This is a genomic window from Acidovorax sp. NB1, from assembly GCF_005405905.1.
GTDB lineage: Bacteria > Pseudomonadota > Gammaproteobacteria > Burkholderiales > Burkholderiaceae_C > Acidovorax.
Genome location: NZ_BJHU01000005.1, coordinates 82,003 through 102,690, shown reverse-complemented (window position 1 = coordinate 102,690; position 20,688 = coordinate 82,003). Strand labels below are relative to the sequence as shown.

22 protein-coding genes are annotated in these 20,688 nt (G+C 65.0%); 13 read left to right on the top strand and 9 right to left on the bottom strand.

Annotated features, from left to right (window positions below):
- The first annotated feature begins 47 nt into the window (after positions 1-47).
- Positions 48-575 carry an OmpA family protein gene (locus AvAM_RS01780; RefSeq protein WP_137745458.1) on the top strand — a complete coding sequence of 176 codons (528 nt, stop codon included), beginning with the start codon at positions 48-50 and terminating at the stop codon, positions 573-575.
- A 118-nt stretch (positions 576-693) separates the two neighbouring features.
- Here AvAM_RS01780 and gloA read toward each other — a convergent pair whose 3' ends face one another.
- Together gloA and AvAM_RS01770 are read right to left on the bottom strand one after the other, a co-directional pair.
- The gene (gene gloA, locus AvAM_RS01775; protein WP_137745457.1) at positions 694-1,107 is read right to left on the bottom strand and encodes a lactoylglutathione lyase; all 414 of its coding nucleotides are present in this window, start codon (positions 1,105-1,107) and stop codon (positions 694-696) included.
- Entirely contained in the window at positions 1,104-1,655 is a 552-nt protein-coding gene (locus AvAM_RS01770; protein WP_108618672.1) for a PaaI family thioesterase, read from the bottom strand. Before AvAM_RS01770 ends, gloA begins: the two co-directional genes overlap by 4 nt.
- 73 nt (positions 1,656-1,728) lie before the next feature.
- On the opposite strand from AvAM_RS01770, the gene AvAM_RS01765 reads away from it, so the two are divergent.
- Genes AvAM_RS01765 through AvAM_RS01750 form a run of 4 tightly spaced genes read left to right on the top strand, consistent with a single transcriptional unit; the run spans position 1,729 to position 5,471 of the window.
- Entirely contained in the window at positions 1,729-2,229 is a 501-nt protein-coding gene (locus AvAM_RS01765) for a MarR family winged helix-turn-helix transcriptional regulator (protein WP_137745456.1), read from the top strand.
- Entirely contained in the window at positions 2,219-3,484 is a 1,266-nt protein-coding gene (locus AvAM_RS01760; RefSeq protein WP_137745455.1) for an MFS transporter, read from the top strand. Before AvAM_RS01765 ends, AvAM_RS01760 begins: the two co-directional genes overlap by 11 nt.
- 41 nt (positions 3,485-3,525) lie before the next feature.
- Positions 3,526-4,053: a MaoC family dehydratase gene (locus AvAM_RS01755; protein ID WP_137745454.1), complete on the top strand. Its 528-nt coding sequence runs from the start codon at positions 3,526-3,528 to the stop codon at positions 4,051-4,053.
- The gene (locus AvAM_RS01750; RefSeq protein WP_137745453.1) at positions 4,050-5,471 is read left to right on the top strand and encodes an MATE family efflux transporter; all 1,422 of its coding nucleotides are present in this window, start codon (positions 4,050-4,052) and stop codon (positions 5,469-5,471) included. Before AvAM_RS01755 ends, AvAM_RS01750 begins: the two co-directional genes overlap by 4 nt.
- Positions 5,472-5,541: 70 nt before the next feature.
- Here AvAM_RS01750 and AvAM_RS01745 read toward each other — a convergent pair whose 3' ends face one another.
- Both AvAM_RS01745 and AvAM_RS01740 read right to left on the bottom strand, forming a co-directional pair.
- The gene (locus AvAM_RS01745; protein WP_137745452.1) at positions 5,542-6,342 is read right to left on the bottom strand and encodes an SDR family NAD(P)-dependent oxidoreductase; all 801 of its coding nucleotides are present in this window, start codon (positions 6,340-6,342) and stop codon (positions 5,542-5,544) included.
- Between the two features lie 113 nt (positions 6,343-6,455).
- On the bottom strand, positions 6,456-8,840 hold the full coding sequence (locus AvAM_RS01740; RefSeq protein ID WP_171012108.1) for an EAL domain-containing protein: 2,385 nt from the start codon (positions 8,838-8,840) through the stop codon (positions 6,456-6,458).
- Between the two features lie 386 nt (positions 8,841-9,226).
- Here AvAM_RS01740 and AvAM_RS01735 point away from each other — a divergent pair, with 386 nt between their 5' ends.
- A complete protein-coding gene (locus AvAM_RS01735) occupies positions 9,227-9,628 on the top strand; it encodes a hypothetical protein (RefSeq protein ID WP_137745450.1) in 402 nt (133 codons plus the stop codon).
- A gap of 27 nt (positions 9,629-9,655) precedes the next feature.
- Here the strand turns inward: AvAM_RS01735 and AvAM_RS01730 are convergent, their stop codons facing one another.
- From AvAM_RS01730 to AvAM_RS01710, 5 genes are read right to left on the bottom strand one after another with little or no spacing between them, the layout of a single operon-like run.
- Positions 9,656-11,401: a SulP family inorganic anion transporter gene (locus AvAM_RS01730; protein WP_137745449.1), complete on the bottom strand. Its 1,746-nt coding sequence runs from the start codon at positions 11,399-11,401 to the stop codon at positions 9,656-9,658.
- Between the two features lie 43 nt (positions 11,402-11,444).
- On the bottom strand, positions 11,445-11,789 hold the full coding sequence (locus tag AvAM_RS01725) for a TIGR01244 family sulfur transferase (protein ID WP_137745448.1): 345 nt from the start codon (positions 11,787-11,789) through the stop codon (positions 11,445-11,447).
- A gap of 1 nt (position 11,790) precedes the next feature.
- Entirely contained in the window at positions 11,791-12,258 is a 468-nt protein-coding gene (locus AvAM_RS01720) for a YeeE/YedE family protein (RefSeq protein WP_137745447.1), read from the bottom strand.
- Positions 12,259-12,286: 28 nt separating this feature from the next.
- Positions 12,287-12,718 carry a YeeE/YedE family protein gene (locus AvAM_RS01715; RefSeq protein WP_137745446.1) on the bottom strand — a complete coding sequence of 144 codons (432 nt, stop codon included), beginning with the start codon at positions 12,716-12,718 and terminating at the stop codon, positions 12,287-12,289.
- On the bottom strand, positions 12,712-13,059 hold the full coding sequence (locus AvAM_RS01710) for a helix-turn-helix transcriptional regulator (protein ID WP_137745445.1): 348 nt from the start codon (positions 13,057-13,059) through the stop codon (positions 12,712-12,714). The genes AvAM_RS01715 and AvAM_RS01710 overlap by 7 nt, the downstream gene beginning before the upstream one ends.
- Before the next feature lie 102 nt (positions 13,060-13,161).
- Here AvAM_RS01710 and AvAM_RS01705 point away from each other — a divergent pair, with 102 nt between their 5' ends.
- The 7 genes from AvAM_RS01705 (at position 13,162) to AvAM_RS01675 (ending at position 20,664) form a co-directional block, all read left to right on the top strand.
- Complete coding sequence (locus AvAM_RS01705; protein ID WP_137745444.1) at positions 13,162-14,022, top strand: MBL fold metallo-hydrolase; 861 nt, start codon at positions 13,162-13,164, stop codon at positions 14,020-14,022.
- A gap of 44 nt (positions 14,023-14,066) precedes the next feature.
- A complete protein-coding gene (locus AvAM_RS01700; RefSeq protein ID WP_137745443.1) occupies positions 14,067-14,258 on the top strand; it encodes a DUF2892 domain-containing protein in 192 nt (63 codons plus the stop codon).
- 50 nt (positions 14,259-14,308) lie between these two features.
- Positions 14,309-14,662 (top strand): carboxymuconolactone decarboxylase family protein, encoded by a 354-nt coding sequence (locus AvAM_RS01695; RefSeq protein ID WP_137745442.1) that lies wholly within the window; start codon positions 14,309-14,311, stop codon positions 14,660-14,662.
- A 274-nt stretch (positions 14,663-14,936) separates the two neighbouring features.
- Positions 14,937-15,467 carry a molybdopterin-dependent oxidoreductase gene (locus tag AvAM_RS01690; RefSeq protein WP_375708129.1) on the top strand — a complete coding sequence of 177 codons (531 nt, stop codon included), beginning with the start codon at positions 14,937-14,939 and terminating at the stop codon, positions 15,465-15,467.
- Between the two features lie 38 nt (positions 15,468-15,505).
- A complete protein-coding gene (locus AvAM_RS01685) occupies positions 15,506-18,565 on the top strand; it encodes a hybrid sensor histidine kinase/response regulator (protein WP_137745441.1) in 3,060 nt (1,019 codons plus the stop codon).
- The gene (locus AvAM_RS01680; RefSeq protein ID WP_137745440.1) at positions 18,558-19,727 is read left to right on the top strand and encodes a two-component system response regulator; all 1,170 of its coding nucleotides are present in this window, start codon (positions 18,558-18,560) and stop codon (positions 19,725-19,727) included. The genes AvAM_RS01685 and AvAM_RS01680 overlap by 8 nt, the downstream gene beginning before the upstream one ends.
- Positions 19,728-19,746: 19 nt before the next feature.
- Positions 19,747-20,664: a response regulator gene (locus AvAM_RS01675; protein ID WP_137745439.1), complete on the top strand. Its 918-nt coding sequence runs from the start codon at positions 19,747-19,749 to the stop codon at positions 20,662-20,664.
- Positions 20,665-20,688: the final 24 nt, after the last annotated feature.

Below are 20,688 nucleotides of genomic sequence, written 5' to 3'. Positions count from 1 at the left end.
GCACTGCGCGTTTTCTCTTCTTTTCACCATCACTCTGGGGATTTTCAATGTCTAGCTCTGACGACGATAGCCAACAACGTTTTGCCCTTGGTTTCCTGTTTGCGCTGATTGCGCTGGTGATCTCGGCGGTGGTGGGCACCGTGGTGGTGAAACGCGTCGGCGCTTCGGGCACGGCCAAGCCTGCCGCTACCGCAGTTGCAAACAGCGCGCCAGCTGCTGCAGCCGTGGTTGCAGTGGCTGACGAAGCCAGCGTGCGCGTCGAAAACGGTGTGGTGAAGTTCTACTTTGCCACTGCCAAGGCCGACCTGGCTGCAGGCGCCAACGACGCCCTGGCCGATGTGGTCAAGGGCGTGGCCGAAGGCAAGAAGGCCGTGGTCTCGGGCTTTCACGACGCCACGGGCGATGCCGCCCTGAACGCCGAGCTGGCCAAGCAGCGCGCCTTTGCCGTGCGCGATGCCCTCAAGGCCCTGGGCGTGGCCGAAGACAAGATCGAGCTGAAGAAGCCCGAAGAAACCACGGCCAGCGGCAGCAACGCCGAAGCCCGCCGTGTGGAAGTGGCCCTGGGCGCGCAGTGATTGCGGCACTCTGCACTCCATAAAAAAACCCGGCCTGGCCGGGTTTTTTTATGGTCAAAAATGCCTTTTGCGCGCGTCCATCATGCCAAAGCAGCTACATTTTTGATAGTAACCATCCTCAACGCAGGCCCTGGCCGCCCACGCCCTCGGCGCGCTGGATCAGTTCGATCTTGTAGCCGTCAGGGTCGGTCACAAACGCGATCACCGTGGTGCCGCCTTTGACAGGGCCGGCTTCGCGCGTCACGTTGCCGCCCGAGGCCTTGATCTTTTCGCACGCTGCATACGCATCGGGCACACCCAGGGCGATGTGGCCGTAGGCCGTGCCCATCTCGTAGCTTTCCACGCCCCAGTTGTAGGTCAGCTCGATCTCGGCCTGGCCGGGGTTGCCGCCTTCGAAGCCCAGAAAGGCCAGGGAGTATTTGTACTCGGGGTTCTCGGACTGGCGCAGCAGCTGCATGCCCAGAACGTTGGTGTAGAAATCAATCGAGCGTTGAAGGTTGCCAACGCGCAGCATCGTGTGGAGGAATTTCATCCCTTCGATTGTGCAGGCAAGTCGAAAACCAGGCAGGTGGTGGTGGCGTGGGCGTACAGCGTGCCGTCCGGCCCCACCAGGCGCGCCTCGGCCGTGGCCAGCTGGCGTCCGCTGTGGATCACGCGGCCTTCGGCGCGCACGCGCTGCACCTTGGGCGTGATGGCCTTGACCAGGTTGATGCCCAGCTCGGCCGTTGTGTAGCCGCGCCCGGGCTCCATGCGGGTGTGCACCGCGCAGCCCAGGGCCGAGTCGAGCAGGGTGGCAAACCAGCCGCCGTGCACCGTGCCCATGGGGTTCAGGTGCTCTGCGCGGGGCGTGCCCTGGAAGATGGCTGTGCCGTCGCCCACTTCCACGATCAGAAAGTCCAGCGTCTTGGCAATGGCTGCATAGGGCAACTCGCCGCGCAGCATGGCCTGCATCTGCTGCAGCCCGTTCAGGTGGGCGATCTGCTCCCGCGTGGCCACGCCCGGGCCGGGGCCTGCATCCAGCGTGGCGAGGATGTCGCGCTCCTGCGCCAGCCAGTGTTCGAGGTGGTTGTGTTGGGTCATGGGGTGTCCTGGTCGTTGCCGTGGTTGAAACTGATGACTTGCATATGCAATTATTGCAGATACAATCAAATCCATGCAAGCCGACACCACTGCCCTTGCGCCCGTTGCGCCCCCCGTTGCCACGGGGTTGCCGCAGGGCTGCACCAACTTCAAGCTGCGCCAGCTCATGCGCCGCGTAGCCAACCATTACGACGTGGAAATGGCCCGGTGTGGGCTCAAGACCACGCAGTATTCGCTGTTGTCCCATGTGCTCAAGCTCGGCCCGATCCGCCCTGGCGATCTGGCGGCCGAGATGAAGATGGACGCCTCCACGCTCACCCGCAACCTGCGCCCGCTGGTGGATGCGGGCTGGGTGACGCTGGAGGCGGGCACCGACGCGCGCAGTCGCCTGGTCCACATCACCGACGCAGGCCGCGACAAACGTGCCGAAGCCCAGCGCCACTGGAAAGCCGCACAGCTGGCCCTGAACGACGCCCTGGGCGCGGACCGCGTGGTGGCGCTGCATGCGCTAGTGGACGATTCGCTAGCCCTGCTGGCCGCGCTACCCAACCAGGAGGCTGGCCATGGCGACTGACACCCTGCCCAACAAGCCCCAGTCGGCGGCACCCTCCATCGCTTTGTGGCTGGTGCTGCTGGCGGCCGCAGGCACTTTTGCGATGACCATGGGCACGCGCCAGACCATGGGCCTGTTCCTCTCGGCATTGAACACCTCCACCGCGCTGGGCATTGGCAGCATCAGCCTGGCGTTTGCCTTTGGCCAGCTGTGGTGGGGCCTGACCCAGCCATTTGCGGGCGCGGTGGCCGACCGCATCGGCACCGGCCGCGTCATCCTGCTGGGCGTGTTGCTGGTGGCGCTGGGTACGTTCATCACCCCCTACATGACCACCACTGCCGGGCTGATTTTTGCGATTGGCGTGCTGGCAGCAGGTGGGGCAGGCATGGCGGGCCCTTCGGTGCTGATGGCGGCCACGGCGCGCCTGGTACCTGCGCACAAGCGGGGCCTGGCCAGCGGCATCGTCAATGCGGGCGGCTCATTCGGGCAGTTCGTGATGGCGCCCATTGCCATCAGCCTGACGGCCGCCGTGGGCTGGGCCAACGCCATGCAGTGGCTGGGCGTGCTGGTGCTGCTGGCACTGCCTGCGGTGTGGGTGCTCAAGGGCAACTCCAACGCGTTGGCAGCACAGGCCGCCGCCGCATCGGGCCAGAAGGCGCTGACTGCACGCGAGGCCATCGCCCAGGCGCTGGCCACCCCGAGCTACCGCTACCTGGCCCTGGGCTTTCTGGTGTGCGGCTTCCACGTGGCGTTTCTGGCCACCCATCTGCCGGGCGTGATTGCGGCCTGCGGGCTGGCCCCCGAGGTGGGCGGCTGGGCGCTGGCCGTGATTGGGCTGTTCAACATTGTGGGCAGCCTGGCCATGGGCTGGGCGGTGGGGCGGTGGCGCATGAAGTCCTTGTTGTCGCTGCTGTATGCGGTGCGTGGGCTGGCAGTGCTGATCTTCCTGTTCGCCCCCAAGACACCCGCCGTGGTGCTGATCTTTGCTGCCGTCATGGGCATCACGTTCCTGTCCACGGTGCCACCCACGGCCGGACTGGTCGCCAAGATGTTTGGCACGGCCAACATGGCGATGCTGTTTGGCATCGTGATGTTGTCGCACCAGATCGGTGGTTTTCTGGGTGCCTACCTGGGCGGCAGCGTCTTCCAGGCCACGGGCAGCTACGACTGGGTCTGGTACATCGACATCGCGTTGGCCGCCGGGGCTGCGCTGGTCAACCTCCCCATCCGTGAATCGCCGCTGCCACCGCGCCGGGCGGCCCCCGCTGCGGCCTGATCCCACCCCGCATTTTTCTTCGACATCGAAAGCAACCTGCCATGACTTCCACCCTGGCGGCAGCCGCCGCATTGCCCGAAAAGCACTCCCCGCTGTACCTCGACAACATGGCCGTGGGCGACCGCTACACCAGCGGTGAACACGCGATGGACGAGGCCCAGATCAAGGCATTTGCCGCCCAGTTCGACCCTCAGCCCTTCCACCTGGACGATGCCGCAGGCCGTGCCACGCTGTTCGGCGGGCTGGCTGCCAGCGGCTGGCACACGGCGGCCATCACCATGCGGCTGCAGGTGACCACGGGCCTGCCGATTGCGGGCGGCATCATCGGCGCCGGGGCCGAGATCAGCTGGCCCCGTCCCACCCGCGCCACCGATGTGCTGCACGTGGTGAGTGAGGTCATGGACATCCAGCCCTCCAAATCCAAACCCGATCGGGGCATGGTCACGGTGCTCAGCGAAACTCGCAACCAGCATGGCGATGTGCTGCAGCTGTCCACCGTGCGCATCGTGGTGCCACGGCGGCCCGGCACGGCAACCGCAGCCACCGCAGTGGCTGGGGCGGCTTCATGAGCACCGCAGCGGCAACCCCGGCGCTGGACCCGCGCACGCGCATGCTGCTGGAGGCGCCCATCGCCCCCACCTTGCTGCGCCTGGCCATGCCCAATGTGCTGGTCATGCTGGCCCAGGCGGGCGTGGGCCTGATCGAAACCTATTTTGTGGGCCAGCTGGGCACCGACGCGCTGGCGGGCATGGCGCTGGTGTTTCCGGTGGTCATGCTGATGCAGATGACCTCAGCCGGGGCCATGGGCGGCGGCATTGCCTCAGCCATCGCCCGCGCCCTGGGCGCACGGCGGCGGGAGGATGCCGATGCACTGGTGCTGCACGCGCTGGCGATTGCGGCGGTGTTTGCGCTGGTCTTCACCGTGGGCGTGGTGGGAGGAGGGCGCTGGCTATACACCCACATGGGCGGCACGGGCGGGGCGCTGGAGGCCGCGCTGGTCTACTCCAACTGGGTGTTTGCAGGCGCGGTGCTGGTTTGGCTGTTCAACACCCTCTCGGCCGTGATTCGCGGCACGGGCAACATGGCCGTGCCTGCGTATGTGACGGTGCTGGGGGCGGTCGTGCTGGTGCCGCTGTCGCCCCTGCTCATCTTTGGCTGGGGGCCGCTGCCGGGCTTGGGCATTGCAGGCGGAGCGATTGCGCTGATGGCGTACTACGCGGTGGGCAGCGCCGTGCTGGCGGCGTACCTCTGGTCACCACGCAGCCTGCTGCGGCCGTCGCTGGCGCACATCCGTTTTCGTTGGACGCTGTTCAAGGACATTTTGCGTGTGGGCCTGGTGGGCACCGTCTCCACCGTGGCCACCAACCTGGCAATTGGCGTGACAACGGCGCTGGTGGGCGGCTTTGGCACGGCGGCCATTGCGGGCTATGGCACAGCGTCGCGGCTTGAATACCTGCTGGTACCGCTGGTGTTTGGGCTGGGTGCTCCCCTGGTCGCCATGGTCGGCACCTGCATTGGCGCAGGCCAGCGCGAACGCGCCTTGCGCGCCACCTGGATCGGCGCCACCATGGCCTTTGCCATGGCCGAAGCCATCGGGCTGTGGGCCGCCGCCTATCCGGCCACCTGGCTGCGGCTGTTCAACAGCGACCCTGCCATGCTCGAATCCGGCGCTCTCTATCTGCGCACCGTCGGCCCGGTGTATGGCTTTTTTGGCCTGGGCCTGGTGCTGTACTTTGCCTCGCAAGGGGCAGGGCGCCTGATGTGGCCGGTGATCGGCAACATCGCGCGGCTGGCCGTAGCGGTGGCCGGGGGCTGGCTGGCCCTGCGCTGGGGCGGCGGGCTGCAGGCGGTGTTTGCCGCGCAGGCCGGGGCGCTGGTGCTCTACGGGCTGATCAACGCCTGGGCCATTGCGGGCGGCGCCTGGTTCGGCCGGGTGGGGTGGCCGCGCAGCATGTCGGGGCTGCTGCGGCGCGTGGTCCAGGCTTGAAATATGAATAAAAACCGGCCCTACCGCCTGATGGTATTGCCTTTTAAGCTATCAATAAAATAGCGCCGCATTACACAGGCACGGTGTAGTTCAGCGTCATGCGCCCGCCATCCACGGTCACGATCTCGCCAGTCACATAGCTGGCCGCATCGCTCGCCAGCCAGGCCACCACATCGGCAATCTCCGAGGGCTCGCCCAGCCGCTTCATGGGCGTGCGGCTCATGATCTTGTGTTTGGCTTCGTCACTGGTCAGCACCGCCTTGGCGGCCAGCTCGGTGGCGATAGTGCCGGGGGCCACGGCGTTCACGCGGATGTTCTTGTCGGCCAGCGCCAACGCCATCACGCGCGTGAGCTGGTTTACGCCGCCTTTGCTCACGTTGTAGCTGGCGATGTTGGGAATGGCCAGCACACCATTCACCGAACTCATGTTGACGATGGCGCCGCCACCCGTTGCCACCATGGCGCGCGCCACGGCCTGGCCCACCATGAACGAGCCCTTGAGGTTGACCCGCAGCACGGCGTCAAAGTCCGCCTCGGTCACCTCCAGAAAGTCTGCCGCGCGGAAGATACCCGCGTTGTTCACCAGCACATCGATGCGCCCATGGGCTGCCAGCACCTGGGCCACCAGCGCATCCACCTGCGCCTTGTCGCCCACGTCACAGCGCACATACAGCGCGCCCAGCTCCTCAGCCAGGGCCTGGCCGCGCGCATCGTCCACATCCACGATGACCGGCCTGGCGCCTTCGGCGGCAAAGCGGCGCACGCAGGCTTCGCCAATGCCTTGCGCACCGCCGGTGACGATACAAACGCGGCCCTGGTGGCCAAAGTGAACGGAAGACGGGGTCGAGGGAGCGGGGTGGGAAGGATTCATGGGCGTGGATGGTAGCGGCTTGGAGAGGAGAAGAGGGTGGCGACAGAAGTCACTGGTGCCCCCACAGCGCTGCCTGCGCCGGGGCAGGCCAGTTTTGCGAAGCCCCGAGGCCGTCAGCGCACCGGTTGCCGGGCCCCCACCCAGGCGGGCGGCGGGCGCCACTCCTGTATCCAGTGGATCAGATCCGGCAGCGGCATGGGCCGGGCAATGCCGTAGCCCTGAAGGCCGTCGCACCCCAGGTCGCGCAAGGCTTCGGCATGGGCGGGGGTTTCCACACCTTCGGCCACCACATGGCGATTGAACGCATGGGCCAGGCCCACAATGCCGCGCACCAGGGTGCGGTCGCGCTCGTCGTCGAGCATGTCGCGCACGAAGGACTGGTCGATCTTCACAATCTGCGCAGGCAGGCGTTGCAGGTAGGTGAGCGACGAGTAGCCGGTGCCGAAGTCATCGATGGAGCATTGCACGCCCAGCTCATCCAGCCCCTGGATGACATAGGCCACGGCCGAGAGGTCGTTGAAGGTTTCGGTTTCCAGCAACTCGACCTCCAGAAATGGCTGGGGCAGGGAAGGGTACTGCTTGAGCAGCAGGGCGACTTCCTGCTGGAAGCGGCGGTCGATCAACGTGGAGACCGCCACGTTGATGCTCAGCGACAGCGGGCAGCCCTGGGTGGCAAGGGCGTGGCCAGCCTCGAAAGCCGCGTTCAGCACCCAGTAGTCCAGCCTGCCCGCAGCGGGCGTGCCCACAATGTCATCCATGAAGGCGCCGGGCGCCAGCATCCCGCGTTCGGGGTGGCGCCACCGGATCAAGCACTCCGCCCCCAGGATCTGTCCATCGGAAATCCGGACCTTGGGCTGAAAGAACAGCTCCATCTCTCCTTGCAGCAGGGCGTCTTCGACCAGCTTGGCCGTGTGCCTGCGCGCTTGCACCCTCTGGCCCTGCTGGATGTCGAACACCGCGATCCGGTCCTTGCCCTGTTCCTTGGCCACATACAGTGCCAGGCCCGCGTGGCGCAGCAAGCCGTCTGCGTCGGCCATGTCGTCGGGGTAAAACGTGACCCCGGCGCTGCAGGTCAGGCGCAGCTGCACGTTGTCCAGCACGGCCGTCCGCGCAAGCGCCTGGCGCAACCCCTCCAGGCGCTGCAATGCGGCTTCGGAGTGCGCGCAGTCTTTCAGTGCCACGGCAAATTCGTCGCCACCGATGCGACCAATGAGGTTGCCCGGGCCCGCCTCGGCCCTGAGGCGCTGCGCAAACACCCGGAGGAACTGGTCGGCCAGCGGCTGACCCCATTGCTCGTTGAGGTCCTTGAACTGGTCGATGTCGAGCAGACACAGCACGAGGAAGCTGGCGGCTTCGGTGCGCTTATGGAGGGCCGCGTTGAGTTCCTTGGCGAACAGGCGGCGGCTGGAAAGGCCGGTGAGGGCGTCGTAGTTGCCAAACTGCTGCAGGGCCTGCTCCAGGCGGCGCTGTTCGGTCACGTCCTTGCCCACAGACACCCATTTGCGCACAACCCCGTCCGGGTCCTTGATGCCTTCGACGGTGACTTCCGAGACAAAAGCTTCGCCATTCTTGCGGCGCCGGACCAGCTCGCCATGCCATCGACCGTCCCGCTCGATGGCCTGCGCTACGCGGCGCAGGAATGTGGCTTCGCCCCCTTCATCAACGCGCAGCACGGCGGATGATTGACCAATCAGCTCTTCGCGCGCATAGCCCAGCACGTTGCTGTAGGTTGGGTTGACATCCAGCACGGTGCCGTCCGGCCGCACGATGGCAATTGCGTCCTTGCTGTTGACGAACACGCTCGCGGCCTGGCGTGCTTCGGCCAGCATGGTCTTCAGGGTTTCAGCGGTCTGCTCCAGGGCCTCTTCACGCTGGTTGAGCTTTTGGGTGTTGTCCAGAAGAAATCCCAGCAAAACCGTCCCAATGGGGTAGATAACCACCACCGCCATCCAGGACTGCGCTGTGACTGCCCGTGCGATCTCCGGCGGCAGGGTCTGTATGGCCAGCATGCCGCCCGCTGCCAGACTGGCTCCCAGCCCGATCAACCAGAAACCGTCGGTCAAGGCACCAAAGCGCTGCGAGGAAAAGTAAGGCCGGTAGTGCTGCCACAGCCACCCGATGCCCGCAGTCAAAACAATGCCCACCATGGCCGGGCCGCTGCCAATGCCACCGAGATAGAGCCGGTACGCGCCCAGCACAGCAGCGCACAGCACCGCGCCCAAAGGCGACAGGTAGGCACCAGCCAGGCCCGTCATCACCAACCGGGCGTCCACCATCACGCCTTCGCCAAAACGCAGCGGCACCAGCATGGTCAGGATGCCGGTAACGCCAAACATGAGCCCCGTGATCCACGGCAGCCAGCTCTGCCGCACTGTCCGAACCCGCAGATCAGAATGGCGAGCACCCGTCAGGACAATGCTGTACAGCGCCGCCAGAAAACACAGCAGGCCTGCATTCATTCCCATGTCCCGAATCAAAGACGTGGTGCCCATGTTCATGGCGCTTTCTGTGTGGTGCGGCGGTGGGCCTTCATAGGGAAGCTTGGGGCTGTTTGGATACTTCCGTGAATTTATACGATGTATATTATGTAAAATTACAAATACACAAACGATGCTGCTGAAGTGCAAGAACGCGCCTCGCACCCATGAGAAAATTTTTCCATCCCGTCCCCATCCTCCCTGCCATGCATCCCATCCCTCTTCTTCTCCGCGCCAAGGCTTTTCGTCTGGCATTGTGTCTGGCCATCCTGGCGTCACTTGTCCCGGCTGCTTTGCGCCCCGCACATGCTGCACCGCCCGCCACCTACAGCAAGGACGGTGTGAGCTTTGACCACCCTGCAGGCTGGAAAGTAACGGAAGACGTGGTCGCGCAGGACACAACCCGCATGCGCAGCATTGATCTGGAGGGGCCGAACGAGGCGGTCGTGACCTTGATGTTCAGTCCCTTTTTTTCGGGCCAGGACATTGAGAAGTTTGCGGCTACCGCAGCCCGCAATCGCGCCGACGCCGCAAAGGCCAACACCGCACAACAAGCCCGCATGGGGCCAGTGACTGCCACCCCCATTACCCGCCAGGTGGCGGGCAAAGACAACCAGGGGATCTCGCAGCGTTTTGTGGTCAGCTTGCTGGGACAGAACTTGCCGCATGAAGCGCGCTTCTTCAAGGCCGCACTGGACGGGACCACGGTGATCATCATGACCCAGGTCGGCGACGAGGATGCCAAGGCCGCCGAGCCCGGTTTTGCCATCGCGCTCGGCACGCTGCGTTACAGCACGAGCAAGCGCTGACACGCCCGGTCGAGCAGCCTTGGCCCGTCAAGCCGAAAGCGTAACGGCCATGGCTTTGCCGGGACTTGGGGCGGCAGTCTTTTGGCGCGCAAACTCAAAGGCTTGGTGTGTACTCAAGAACACCCGCCCCTGCAGCCGCTGGCCCAAAGCGGTGTTTTGCAGACGGTCCAGCACGGGGCCTTTGACTTCGGAGAGCAGCAGCGCCATGCCCCGCTGTGCCAGGCTGTTGTCCAGGTCGCTCAGCACCCCGAGCGCCGTGGCGTCGATCTGGTTGACTGCTGAGCACACCAGGAGCACGTGACGGGTGCCAGCCTGGGAGGCGACCAGGCCCTCGATGGTGTCCTGCAGAACCTCAGCATTGGCAAAGTACAGGCTCTCGTCCACACGCACCGCAATCAGGCCGGACTCTGTAGTGACATGGTGGCGTGCGATGTTACGGAAATGCTCTGTGCCGGGCACACGCCCCACCACTGCAATATGTGGATGGCTGCTGCGCCAGACCAGCGTGCCCAGTGACAAGCCCACTCCCATGAGGATGCCCACCTCTACACCCCAGGCCATCACGCCGCCAGCCGTGGCCAGCAGCGACAAGGCGTCAGCCTTGTCGTAGTGCCAGGCTTCGCGCAAGGTCTGCACATCGATCAGCGACACCACGGCCACGATGATGGTGGCGGCCAACACCGTATGGGGTAGATAGTGGAACAGGCCTGTGAGCGCAGCAATGACCACCGCCATGAGCAAGGCAGACACCATACCCGCCAGCGGCGTATGGGCTCCCGCCGAAAAATTGACCACCGAGCGCGCAAAACCGCCGGTGACCGGGAAACCACCCGACAAGGCGCTGGCCACGTTGGCGGCCCCCAGGCCCAGCAGCTCCCGGTTGGGCTGTATGCGCTGCTGGCGCTTGAGTGCCAGCGACTGCGCCACCGACACACTCTCGACAAACCCCACCAGGGAGATAAGCAGCGCAGGCAACCACAACTGGCCGACCGCCGAGGCTGTCACCGACGGAATCGCCAGCACCGGCAGCCCTTGCGGCACGGCCCCCACGATGCTGACACCGGCGGATTCGTCCCAGCGCAGCGCAGCCACCAGCGCCGTGGTGACCACAACTGCCAGCATGGGCGCAAGCTTGGATGCCAGGTCTGCCAGCTTGGAACCCACGCCGGCGCGGACCAGCCCGGCAGCCAGATACTTGCGCGCAAGCAGCAGGAAAAGAACGCTTCCAGCGCCGATGCCCAGAGTCACGCCGTTGGTATGGGGCAGCGCACGCACCAGCTGCAACACCATGTCCAGGACGTTGCCGCCCCCTGCTTTCACCCCCATCAGGTGCTTGAGCTGGCCCACCGCAATCAGCACGGCCGAACCCGAGATAAAACCGCTGATGACCGGATGGCTCAAAAAGTGCGCAAGAAACCCCAACCGCAACAGGCCGAACAGCAGCAACATCCCACCCGACAAAAGGGACAGCAGCATGGCCAGCCCCACATAGTCTGCAGAACCTGCTGCTGCCAGCGGCTGAAGGGCACTGGCCGTCATGAGCGAGGCCACGGCTACAGGGCCCACCGCCAGTGTCATGCTCGACCCCAGCAGCGCATAGGCCACGATGGGCAGGATGCTGGCATACAGGCCGACTTCAGGAGGCAGCCCCGCCAACAGTGCGTAGGCCAGGCTTTGCGGGATGAGCATCACCGTGACGATGACACCTGCCACCAGATCCCCCGAGAGCCAGGACCGCTGGTAGCTGCGTAACCAGCTGGGCACAAATTGCATGTGATGGCCTCTGGTTTCTACATCGGCTCAGGCGCTCTGGCGCTCAGCCCATTTGCTGGGCCAGGCCAAACAGCTGGGCAGACCGAGCGCCTGATCGGCAAAACGCCAGCGTGGGTCCAGGCGCTATCGCCAGCACATCGTGCAAGGTCTGCACCTGCTGTGCAGTGATGGCGCCGCTGACCACGGGCAGATACACATAGTGCAGGCCTGCAGCACGTGCTGCGGCCTCCAGCATCTGGCTGGTAGGCTGGGCGTCACCACCCTCCCCGTCCGGCCGGTTGTTGACGAGCGTCTTGAACCCCTGGGTAGACACCCATGCGAAGTCCTCGGCCATCAACTGGGGTGACACCGCAAAGTCGGGCGTCAGGGCAATAATCTGCATTCCCATGTCAAAGTGCTCCTGCCTGGTGGTTTTTGGAAGTGCGCCGCGCGCGGCCCTCGGCCATTTCAAATATCCACATGCCTGCCAGCATGGCCAACACAAACACAATGGCCTTGGGCTGGCCGGCACCGGCTGAAACGATGGCCGGGCCAGGGCAAAAACCTGCGAGACCCCATCCAGCGCCAAACACTAGGCTGCCAATCACCAGGCGGAGGTCGATATCGCTGGACGTGGGCAGGTGCATGGCTCCCCCCAGGAAGCTGGTCGTTCGCTTCTTGGCCAAGGCAAACGCAAACAGACCCACCGCAATCGCACCGCCCATCACAAAGGCCAGCGAAGGGTCCCACAGGCCCGCCAGGTCCAGAAAACCCAGCACCTTGCCGGGATCGGTCATGCCCGACACGATCAGGCCCAGGCCAAACACCAGGCCCACCACAAATTCAGAAATCCGGCTTTTCGCCAAGCTTGTTGTCATATCCGTGCTCCATGCAGTTGTAGTGACCTCAGCCCAGGGCATGCCGGGCTAGAAACACCGTGATGAACCCTGCGCCCATGAAGGCCAGGGTGGCAACGAGGGAGCGGGGAGACAGGCGCGACAGCCCGCACACACCATGGCCGCTGGTGCAGCCCGATCCGTAGCGCGTGCCCACGCCGACCAGCAAGCCCGCCGCCACCACCGTGCCCCAGCTGGCATCGATGCGCGGCGCCGTAGCACCGGCAAACAGCCAATACACGCCAGGGGCCACCAGCATGCCCAGCACAAAGGCAAGGCGCCAGCCAACATCGCCCGCACGTGGCCGCAGCAAGCCACCGACGATGCCGCTGATGCCCAGGATGCGGCCATTGAGCAGCACAAACAGCGCCGAGGCGAGGCCCAACAAAACGCCACCGATCAGGGCGCTCCAAGGGGTGAAATGGGTCCAATCGATCAGCATCCTTGTTCCTCCTGGGCTGCGCCTTGTGCAGGCCCGCAAAACTGTTCAAACAGCACGTTCATCACCGCCAGCGCCTGGGGGCTGGCGATCTGGTAATAGATGTTCTTGCCTTCCCGGCGCGTGCTCACCAGCCCTTCTTCACGCAATACGCCGAGCTGCTGGGACAGCGTGGGTTGGGAGATGCCAACCAACTCCTCCAGCTCCCCCACCCTCTTCTCGCCCTGCGTGAGTTGGCACAGCAGCAGCAAGCGGTCGGGGTTGGAAAGCACCTTCATGAGGCGGCAGGCACTGTCCGCTGAGCGGCGCAGGGTTTCCAGTTCGATCGGCACATCTGTGAGCATGGAAGCGCACTCCTTTTCAATTTCATTGTCGATATTCTATTGACTAACAATCTATCAGTCAATAAACTATTTGCATTGATATTAAAACCAAGGAAAGAAGCGATGAAACCCCAGATACAGGCCTTCTTTGACGATGCCACCTGGACGGTGAGCTACGTCGTCTACGACCAGCCCGGCGGACACTGCGCCTTGGTGGATTCCGTGCTCGACTACGACCCCAAGTCCGGCCGCACCCGCACCCACTCTGCAGAACGCCTGATCGAGTTCGTGCAGACCCATGGCCTGACGGTGGAGTGGATCCTGGAAACCCACGCGCATGCCGACCATCTGTCGGCCGCGCACTACCTGCGCAACAAGCTGGGGGCGCGCATCGCCATTGGCGCCGCCATCACACAGGTGCAGGACGTGTTCAAGACCGTGTTCCATCTGGAGCCTGAGTTCCGCCCGGACGGCCGCCAGTTTGACCACTTGCTGCATGACAACGAGGTATTCCGCATTGGCCAGCTTGAGGCCAAAGCACTGGCCGTACCCGGCCACACCCCTGCCTGCATGGCCTATGAGGTGGGTGACGCCGTGTTCGTGGGCGACACCCTGTTCATGCCCGATGTGGGCACGGCACGCTGTGACTTTCCAGGGGGGGACGCACACCAGCTCTATCAATCGGTGCGCAAGCTGCTGAGCCTGCCCCCCGAAACACGGCTCTACATGTGCCACGACTACCCACCGGCCGGGCGCACAACCGCATGGCAGACCACCGTGGCAGACCAGCGTGCCCACAACATCCACGTGCATGACGGTGTGACCGAAGACGCCTTTGTGGCCCTGCGCACCCGGCGCGATGCCACGCTGGAAATGCCCACGCTGATCCTGCCCTCGGTCCAGGTCAACATCCGCGCGGGCGCCATGCCTCCGACCGAAGACAACGGCGTGGCCTATCTCAAGATTCCGGTCAACGCGCTGTGACCCAAGCCATCTCACCGAAACCACCACACACTAAAGGAAACACCATGAACACCAATGTTGGAACCCTTGACCGCCTCTTGCGCATCGTCGCTGGCCTCGTGCTGATTGCCCTTGCCGCTACCGGCACCGTGGGGTGGTGGGGCTGGCTGGGCGCTGTGCCTCTGGCCACCGGCCTGTTCCGCTTTTGCCCCGCCTACACGCTGCTGGGCATCAACACCTGCCCCATGAAGAAGTAACCCAACCTACGCGCGGCACAACCGCACGCAAGCACCACAAGGAATATGGAATGAGCACTTTTGATCACGCAGGCCTCATCCAGGGCATCAACGAAAGCCTGGCCACCTTCCGCAAGGCCCAGCCCGACACCATGCGCGGCTTTGCGCAACTGGCGCAGGCTTCCATGGCTGAAGGCGCGCTGAGCAGCAAGCACAAGGAGCTGATCGCGCTGGCCATCGGCGTGACCCAGCGCTGCTCGGGCTGCATCGGCTTTCACGTCAAGGCGCTGCAAAAACTGGGCGCCACCCGCACCGAGCTGGAAGAGATGCTGGCTGTGTGCGTCTACATGGGGGGCGGCCCCGCGCTGATGTACACCGCAGAGGCATTGAAGGCCTGGGACACCCTCGCCGCTGGCAACGCCTGATCCCCTGCCCTCCCAGGCTGGGCACTTGCCTTGCCGGGCAGCACAAGGCGCGCTGCGCCCTCGCCAGCGGGCAAATAAATCTGGCACAACACACCGTCTTCCAGTACCGTGCAGCCACAGGCTCATTGCCGATCTTTGCGCAGGATCAGACCGCGCCGCGACGTAGTACGCGTGCGACACACCGCCCACACCGAAACAGCGACCGGCTGTTATAAATCGGTTTACATTTTGTGCGTCTATCCATGAGACTGTTGCAAAAAATGGGGGGATCGTCATGTATGCACGTCTTTTGCAGACACACCGCAGCGCTGCCTGGTTCATGGGCATTGCCCTTGGCGCATCAGCGCTGTGTGGAACAGCCGCACAGGCCCTGGACAAAGCCACCGGCCCGGTGGTGCTGACCATCGAAGGCGCCATCACACACACCAACCAGGGACAGCAGGCGCAGTTCGACATGAAGATGCTGGAAAAGCTGCCCCAGCACAGCTTCTCCACCCAGACCCCCTGGTACCCCAGCGCAGTCACCTTCACCGGCCCCCTGCTGCGCGACGTGCTCGCCGCCGTGGGCGCCAAGGGCAGCAAGATCACGGCTGTGGCTCTGAACGACTACAAGACCGAGATCCCCCTCGAAGACGCCACCCGCCACGATGTGATCGTGGCCCGCCTGATGAACAACCGGCCCATGCCCGTGCGTGAAAAAGGCCCGCTGTTCATCGTCTATCCCTTCGATGCCAAGGCCGAGCTGCGCAGCGAGCTGTACTACAACCGGGCGGCCTGGCAGCTCAACGCCTTGCGCATCCGGTAGCCCGCTGCACGTCCCGGCCCCGCAGGCACCCACCACGCATGCTGCGCAGCAAACACATCCTGCGGCTCATCATTGCAGGCCTGGTGTTGGCCTATGTGGCCATCGCGGCCGTGCAGTACCACCAGTACCGCAGCGTCGAAGCCGTCATGCGGCGCGGCGATGTGAATGCGCTGTGGTCCTTCCTGCAACTCAATGTCGAGTACGAAAAGTTCGACCATGCGCTGCACCAGTTTGACCTGGACCCGCGCAGCATCCCCATGGACCGGCTGGAGCTGCGCTACGACCTGTTCCTGAGCCGCTTCAGCGCGCTGGAGAGCGGCACCGCACGCACGCTGATGCAGGACGAGCCCATCTACGCCAAGGCCCTGGCTGCCCTGCAGAAGTTTGTGGCGGCGGGCGACAACCACTTTGGCGCCAGCGTGGACCCTGCCTCCAGCCGGGAGCACATGCGGCTTTTGCGCGCCGAGCTGGACGCGCTGCGCGAAACCGTGCAGGAGCTGTCGCTCAACGCCTCGCGCGTCTCAGCCCTGCTGGGTGACTCGCGCAATGCCGAGGTCAAGCGCCAGACGCTGCTGACCACCGGCCTCACGGCCTTCCAGGCGGTGCTGACTTTTCTGCTGGCATTTGCCATGGCACGCCAGTTCCTCAAACGCGAAAAGGCCAAATCCCTGGCCATGGCCGCCCAGGCCGAACTGGTCGAGGCCTTGAAGCGCAATGAAGAAGCGCTGGAGGCCCGCGTGGCCCAGCGCACAACCGAGCTGCGGCAGCTCAATGTGGCTTTGCGTGAGCATGAAGAAGAGCTGGAGATCGCCCGCGCCAAGGCCGAAGATGCCTCGCAGATGAAGTCGGACTTCCTGGCCAACATGAGCCACGAGATCCGCACCCCCATGAACGCCGTGATCGGCATGAGCCACCTGGCGCTGGGCACCGACCTCTCGCCGCGCCAGCGGGACTATGTCGAAAAGATCCAGCGTTCGGGCCAGCACCTGCTGGGGCTGATCAACGACATCCTCGACTTCAGCAAGATCGAGGCGGGCAAGCTGGAGGTGGAACTGGTGGACTTCGAGCTGCGCGGCGTGCTTGACAACGTGGCCAACCTGATCAGCGGCAAATCGGCCAGCAAGGGCCTGGAGCTGCTGTTCGACGTGGACCCGGCTCTGCCCGACAACCTGCGCGGCGACCCCCTGCGCCTGGGGCAGATCCTCGTCAACTACGCCAACAATGCCGTCAAGTTCACCGACGCAGGCGAGATCGTCGTGCGGGTCAGCGAAACCTCGCGCGACGCTGAGGGCATCCTCATGCGGTTTGAGGTGCAGGACACGGGCATCGGCCTCACCGAAGAACAGCAGTCGCGCCTGTTCCGCTCGTTCGAGCAGGCCGACACCTCCACCACCCGCAAATACGGCGGTACCGGCCTGGGCCTGGCCATCTCCAAAAAACTCGCAGACCTGATGGGCGGCGAGGTGGGCGTGCAAAGCGCGCCGGGCCAGGGCAGCACCTTCTGGTTCACGGCCCGGCTGGGTCTGGGCACAGCCCCCCAGCGCCCCCTGCTGCCCGAGCCCGACCTGCGTGGGCGGCATGTGCTGGTGGTGGACGACAGCGAACAGGCGCGGCAGATCCTCAGCGGGCTGCTGGGCAGCATGAGTTTTGCTGTCACCACAGCCAGTTCGGGCGAAGAGGCCGTGGCCAAGGCTGGCGCCGCCGATGCCGCCGGGCGCCCCTGCGAAATCGCGTTTCTGGACTGGAAGATGCCCGGCATGAATGGTTTTGCCACCCACCGCGCGCTGGCTTTGCTGCCCCATCCGCCCCATTCGGTCATCGTCACCGCTGCAGGCCGCGACGATGTGCAAAAGGAGCTGGAGGCCGCAGGTATCGTGCTCATGCTGACAAAGCCCGTCAGCCCCTCGCAACTGTTCGACACTGCCATTCGCGCCCTGGGCGGCCATGCCCACACGGCCAATGTTCAGCAGCGCAGCCACGGCCCACGCAGCGCCCCTAACCTGGCCACCATTCAGGGAGCCCGGGTGCTGCTGGTGGATGACAACGACCTGAACCAGCAGGTGGGCGCCGAGCTGCTCACGGGCGCCGGGCTTGTGGTGGAGGTGGCCGACAACGGCCAGATTGCGCTCGACATGCTCGCGCGCGCACCCTACGACATCGTGCTCATGGACATGCAGATGCCGGTCATGGACGGCCTCACCGCCACACGCCAGCTGCGCCAGAACCCCGCCTGGGCGCAACTGCCCGTGCTGGCCATGACCGCCAACGCCATGAGCCGTGACCGGGACCTGTGCCTCGCCGCTGGCATGAACGGCCACCTGGCCAAGCCCATCGACCCTGACGAGCTGTTTGCCAGCCTGCTGCAATGGATTGCGCCGCGCGCACCAGCGCCCGCAGCCCCTGGTGCGCCTGCGCCACAGCCCGCCCAGCCCTCCGGACCGGCAGGCGCTCAGGACTCGCTGCGCAGCATCGAGGGCCTGGACATGGCCGCCGGGCTGCGCCGCGTGCTCGACAAACGCCCGGCCTACGAAAGCCTGCTGCGCAAGTTCGTGGCCGGGCAGGCAGGCGCCGTGCAGGCCACGCGTGCCGCGCTGGCGGCCGGGCAACACGACGACGCACTGCGCGCCATGCACACGCTCAAGGGCACAGCTGGCACCATCGGCGCCGCCCCGCTGGCCGCACTGGCTGCGGCAGTGGAAGAGGCGATTGGCCAGCAGGCACCGGCTGCCACCATCGACGCGTTGCTGCCCCCGGTAGACGCCGCCTGCCAGGCCCTGGTGGCTGCACTGCGCACTGCCCTGCCCCCTGACGAAGACCCTGGTGCGCCTGCCTTGGCGGATGCGCCCGATGCGCACATGGATGCCGCCGCCGCTCAGCAGTTGCTCGCCCGGCTCGATGCCTTGCTGGCAGACGACGACTCTGACGCCATCGAGCTGTTCAAGGAGTCCACGCCCGCCCTCAAGGCCCTGCTGGGCCCGACCTATGCCGGCATGAAGCGGGCGCTGGACAACTACGACTTTGTGGATGCGCTGGACACCCTGCGTGCTACCAGCATCCCTGGCGCACAACACAACAAGGAGGACCCGGTTCATGAATAGCCCGATAGAGCTGAGCGGCAAATGCACGGTGCTGGTGGTGGATGACACCCCCGACAACCTTTCGCTGATGAGCGACCTGCTGCGCACGGATTACAAGGTCAAGCTCGCGCCCAACGGTGAACGCGCGCTGCAGATCGTGGCGGGCGAGAGCAAGCCCGACCTGATCCTGCTGGACATCATGATGCCGGACATGGACGGCTACGAGGTGCTGCGCCGCCTGCAGTTCAACCCCGACACCGAAGACATCCCGGTGATCTTTCTCACCGCCATGAGTGCGGCGGACGACGAAAGCATCGGCCTGGAGCTGGGCGCGGTGGACTACATCACCAAGCCCATCAACCCCGCCATCGTGATGGCCCGGGTGCGCAACCACCTGCAGCTCAAGCGCGCCCGCGACTATCTGGCCCACCACAACCATGTGCTCGAAGAAGAGGTGGCCAGCCGCACCCGCGCGCTGGCCGAACTGCAGGATGCCACCATCCGTGCCATGGCCTCACTGGCCGAAACGCGCGACAACGAAACCGGCAACCACATCCGGCGCACGCAACACTATGTGGAAACGCTGGCCCGCCACCTGCAGAACCACCCGCGCTTCAAGGAAGAGCTGACCGACACCAACATCGAGACCATCTTCAAGTCCGCCCCGCTGCACGACATCGGCAAGGTGGGCATTCCGGACCGCATCCTGCTCAAGCCCGGCAAGCTCACGCCCGAAGAGTTCGAAATCATGAAGACCCACACCACGCTGGGTCGCGATGCCATCGTGGCCGCCGAGAGCGACACCACACAAGACAACCCGTTCTTCCGCTACGCCAAGGAGATCACCTATAGCCACCAGGAAAAGTGGGACGGCTCGGGCTACCCCGAAGGCCTGATGGGCAACAACATCCCGCTGTCGGCACGCCTCATGGCCGTGGCCGACGTGTACGACGCGCTGATCTCCGAGCGCGTGTACAAGGCCGCGTTCACGCACGAAGCCGCCGTGGAGATCATCCGCGACGGCCGGGCCAGCCATTTCGACCCCGACATGGTGGACGCCTTCCTCGTGCTGTCTGAAGAGTTCCGGCGCATTGCCCAGCGTTTTGCCGATGGCGAACCGGCCATGCTGGCGCAGATCGACCGCCTGGCCGCCGACGTGCCCGCCGAGCGCATCGAACTCTGAGCAAGCCTAGAAACGCCGCATGCACGCCTCACAAACCACCGTCTTGCTGGCCGAAAGCGCCGGTGCCATGCGCCAGGCCCTGGCCAGCCAGCTCGAAGCCGCCGGTTTCGCCCGGGTGCTGCAGGCCAAGGACGGCCAGCGCGCGCTGCAGATCCTGCGCTCCGAACCCGTGCAGGTGGTGCTGGCCGACATTGACATGCCAGTGCACAGCGGCCTGGAGGTGCTCGAAGCCATGCGGGCCGAGCCACGCCTGGCCAGCCTGCCTTTTCTGCTCATGTCCGGTGGGCTGGACCGCGCATCGGCCGCCAAGGCCATCCAGTTGGGCATTGACGACCTGCTGATCAAGCCCTTCACCACCCGCCGTTTGCTGGAGCGCATGCAGCGCGTGCTCACACGCGGGGACACAGCGCCTGCCGCCGAGCCCGCCCCGGACGGCGACGGCAGCGCCGACCGCGCCACCCTGCTGGTGGTGGACGACACCCCTGACAACCTGCAGCTGATGGCGGGCCTGTTCCGCGACCGCTTCAAGGTCAAGGTGGCGCAAAGTGGCGAGAAGGCGCTCAGCATCTGCCAGTCCGACGCGCCGCCCGATGTCATCCTGCTCGATGTGATGATGCCCGGCATGGACGGGTTTGAGGTGGCGCGCCGCCTGCGCGAGCACCACACCTCCGAGTACACGCCCATCATCTTCGTGACCGCCATCACCGACGAGATGGCCCGCCACAAAGGCCTGAGCCTGGGCGCCATCGACTACGTGTTCAAACCCATCGACCCCGAACTGCTCAAGCTGCGCGTGGGCAACCTGATGGTCTATGTGGAGCACCGCAAGCAGCTGCAAAAGGACTTTGACCTGCTGCGCGAAAACGCACAGCTGCGCTCTGAAGTGCAACGCCTGCGCGGTGACCTGCAGCGCCTGCAGGCGCCAGCGGACGCATAGCGGCGCGGCGCACAAGCCCCCTCC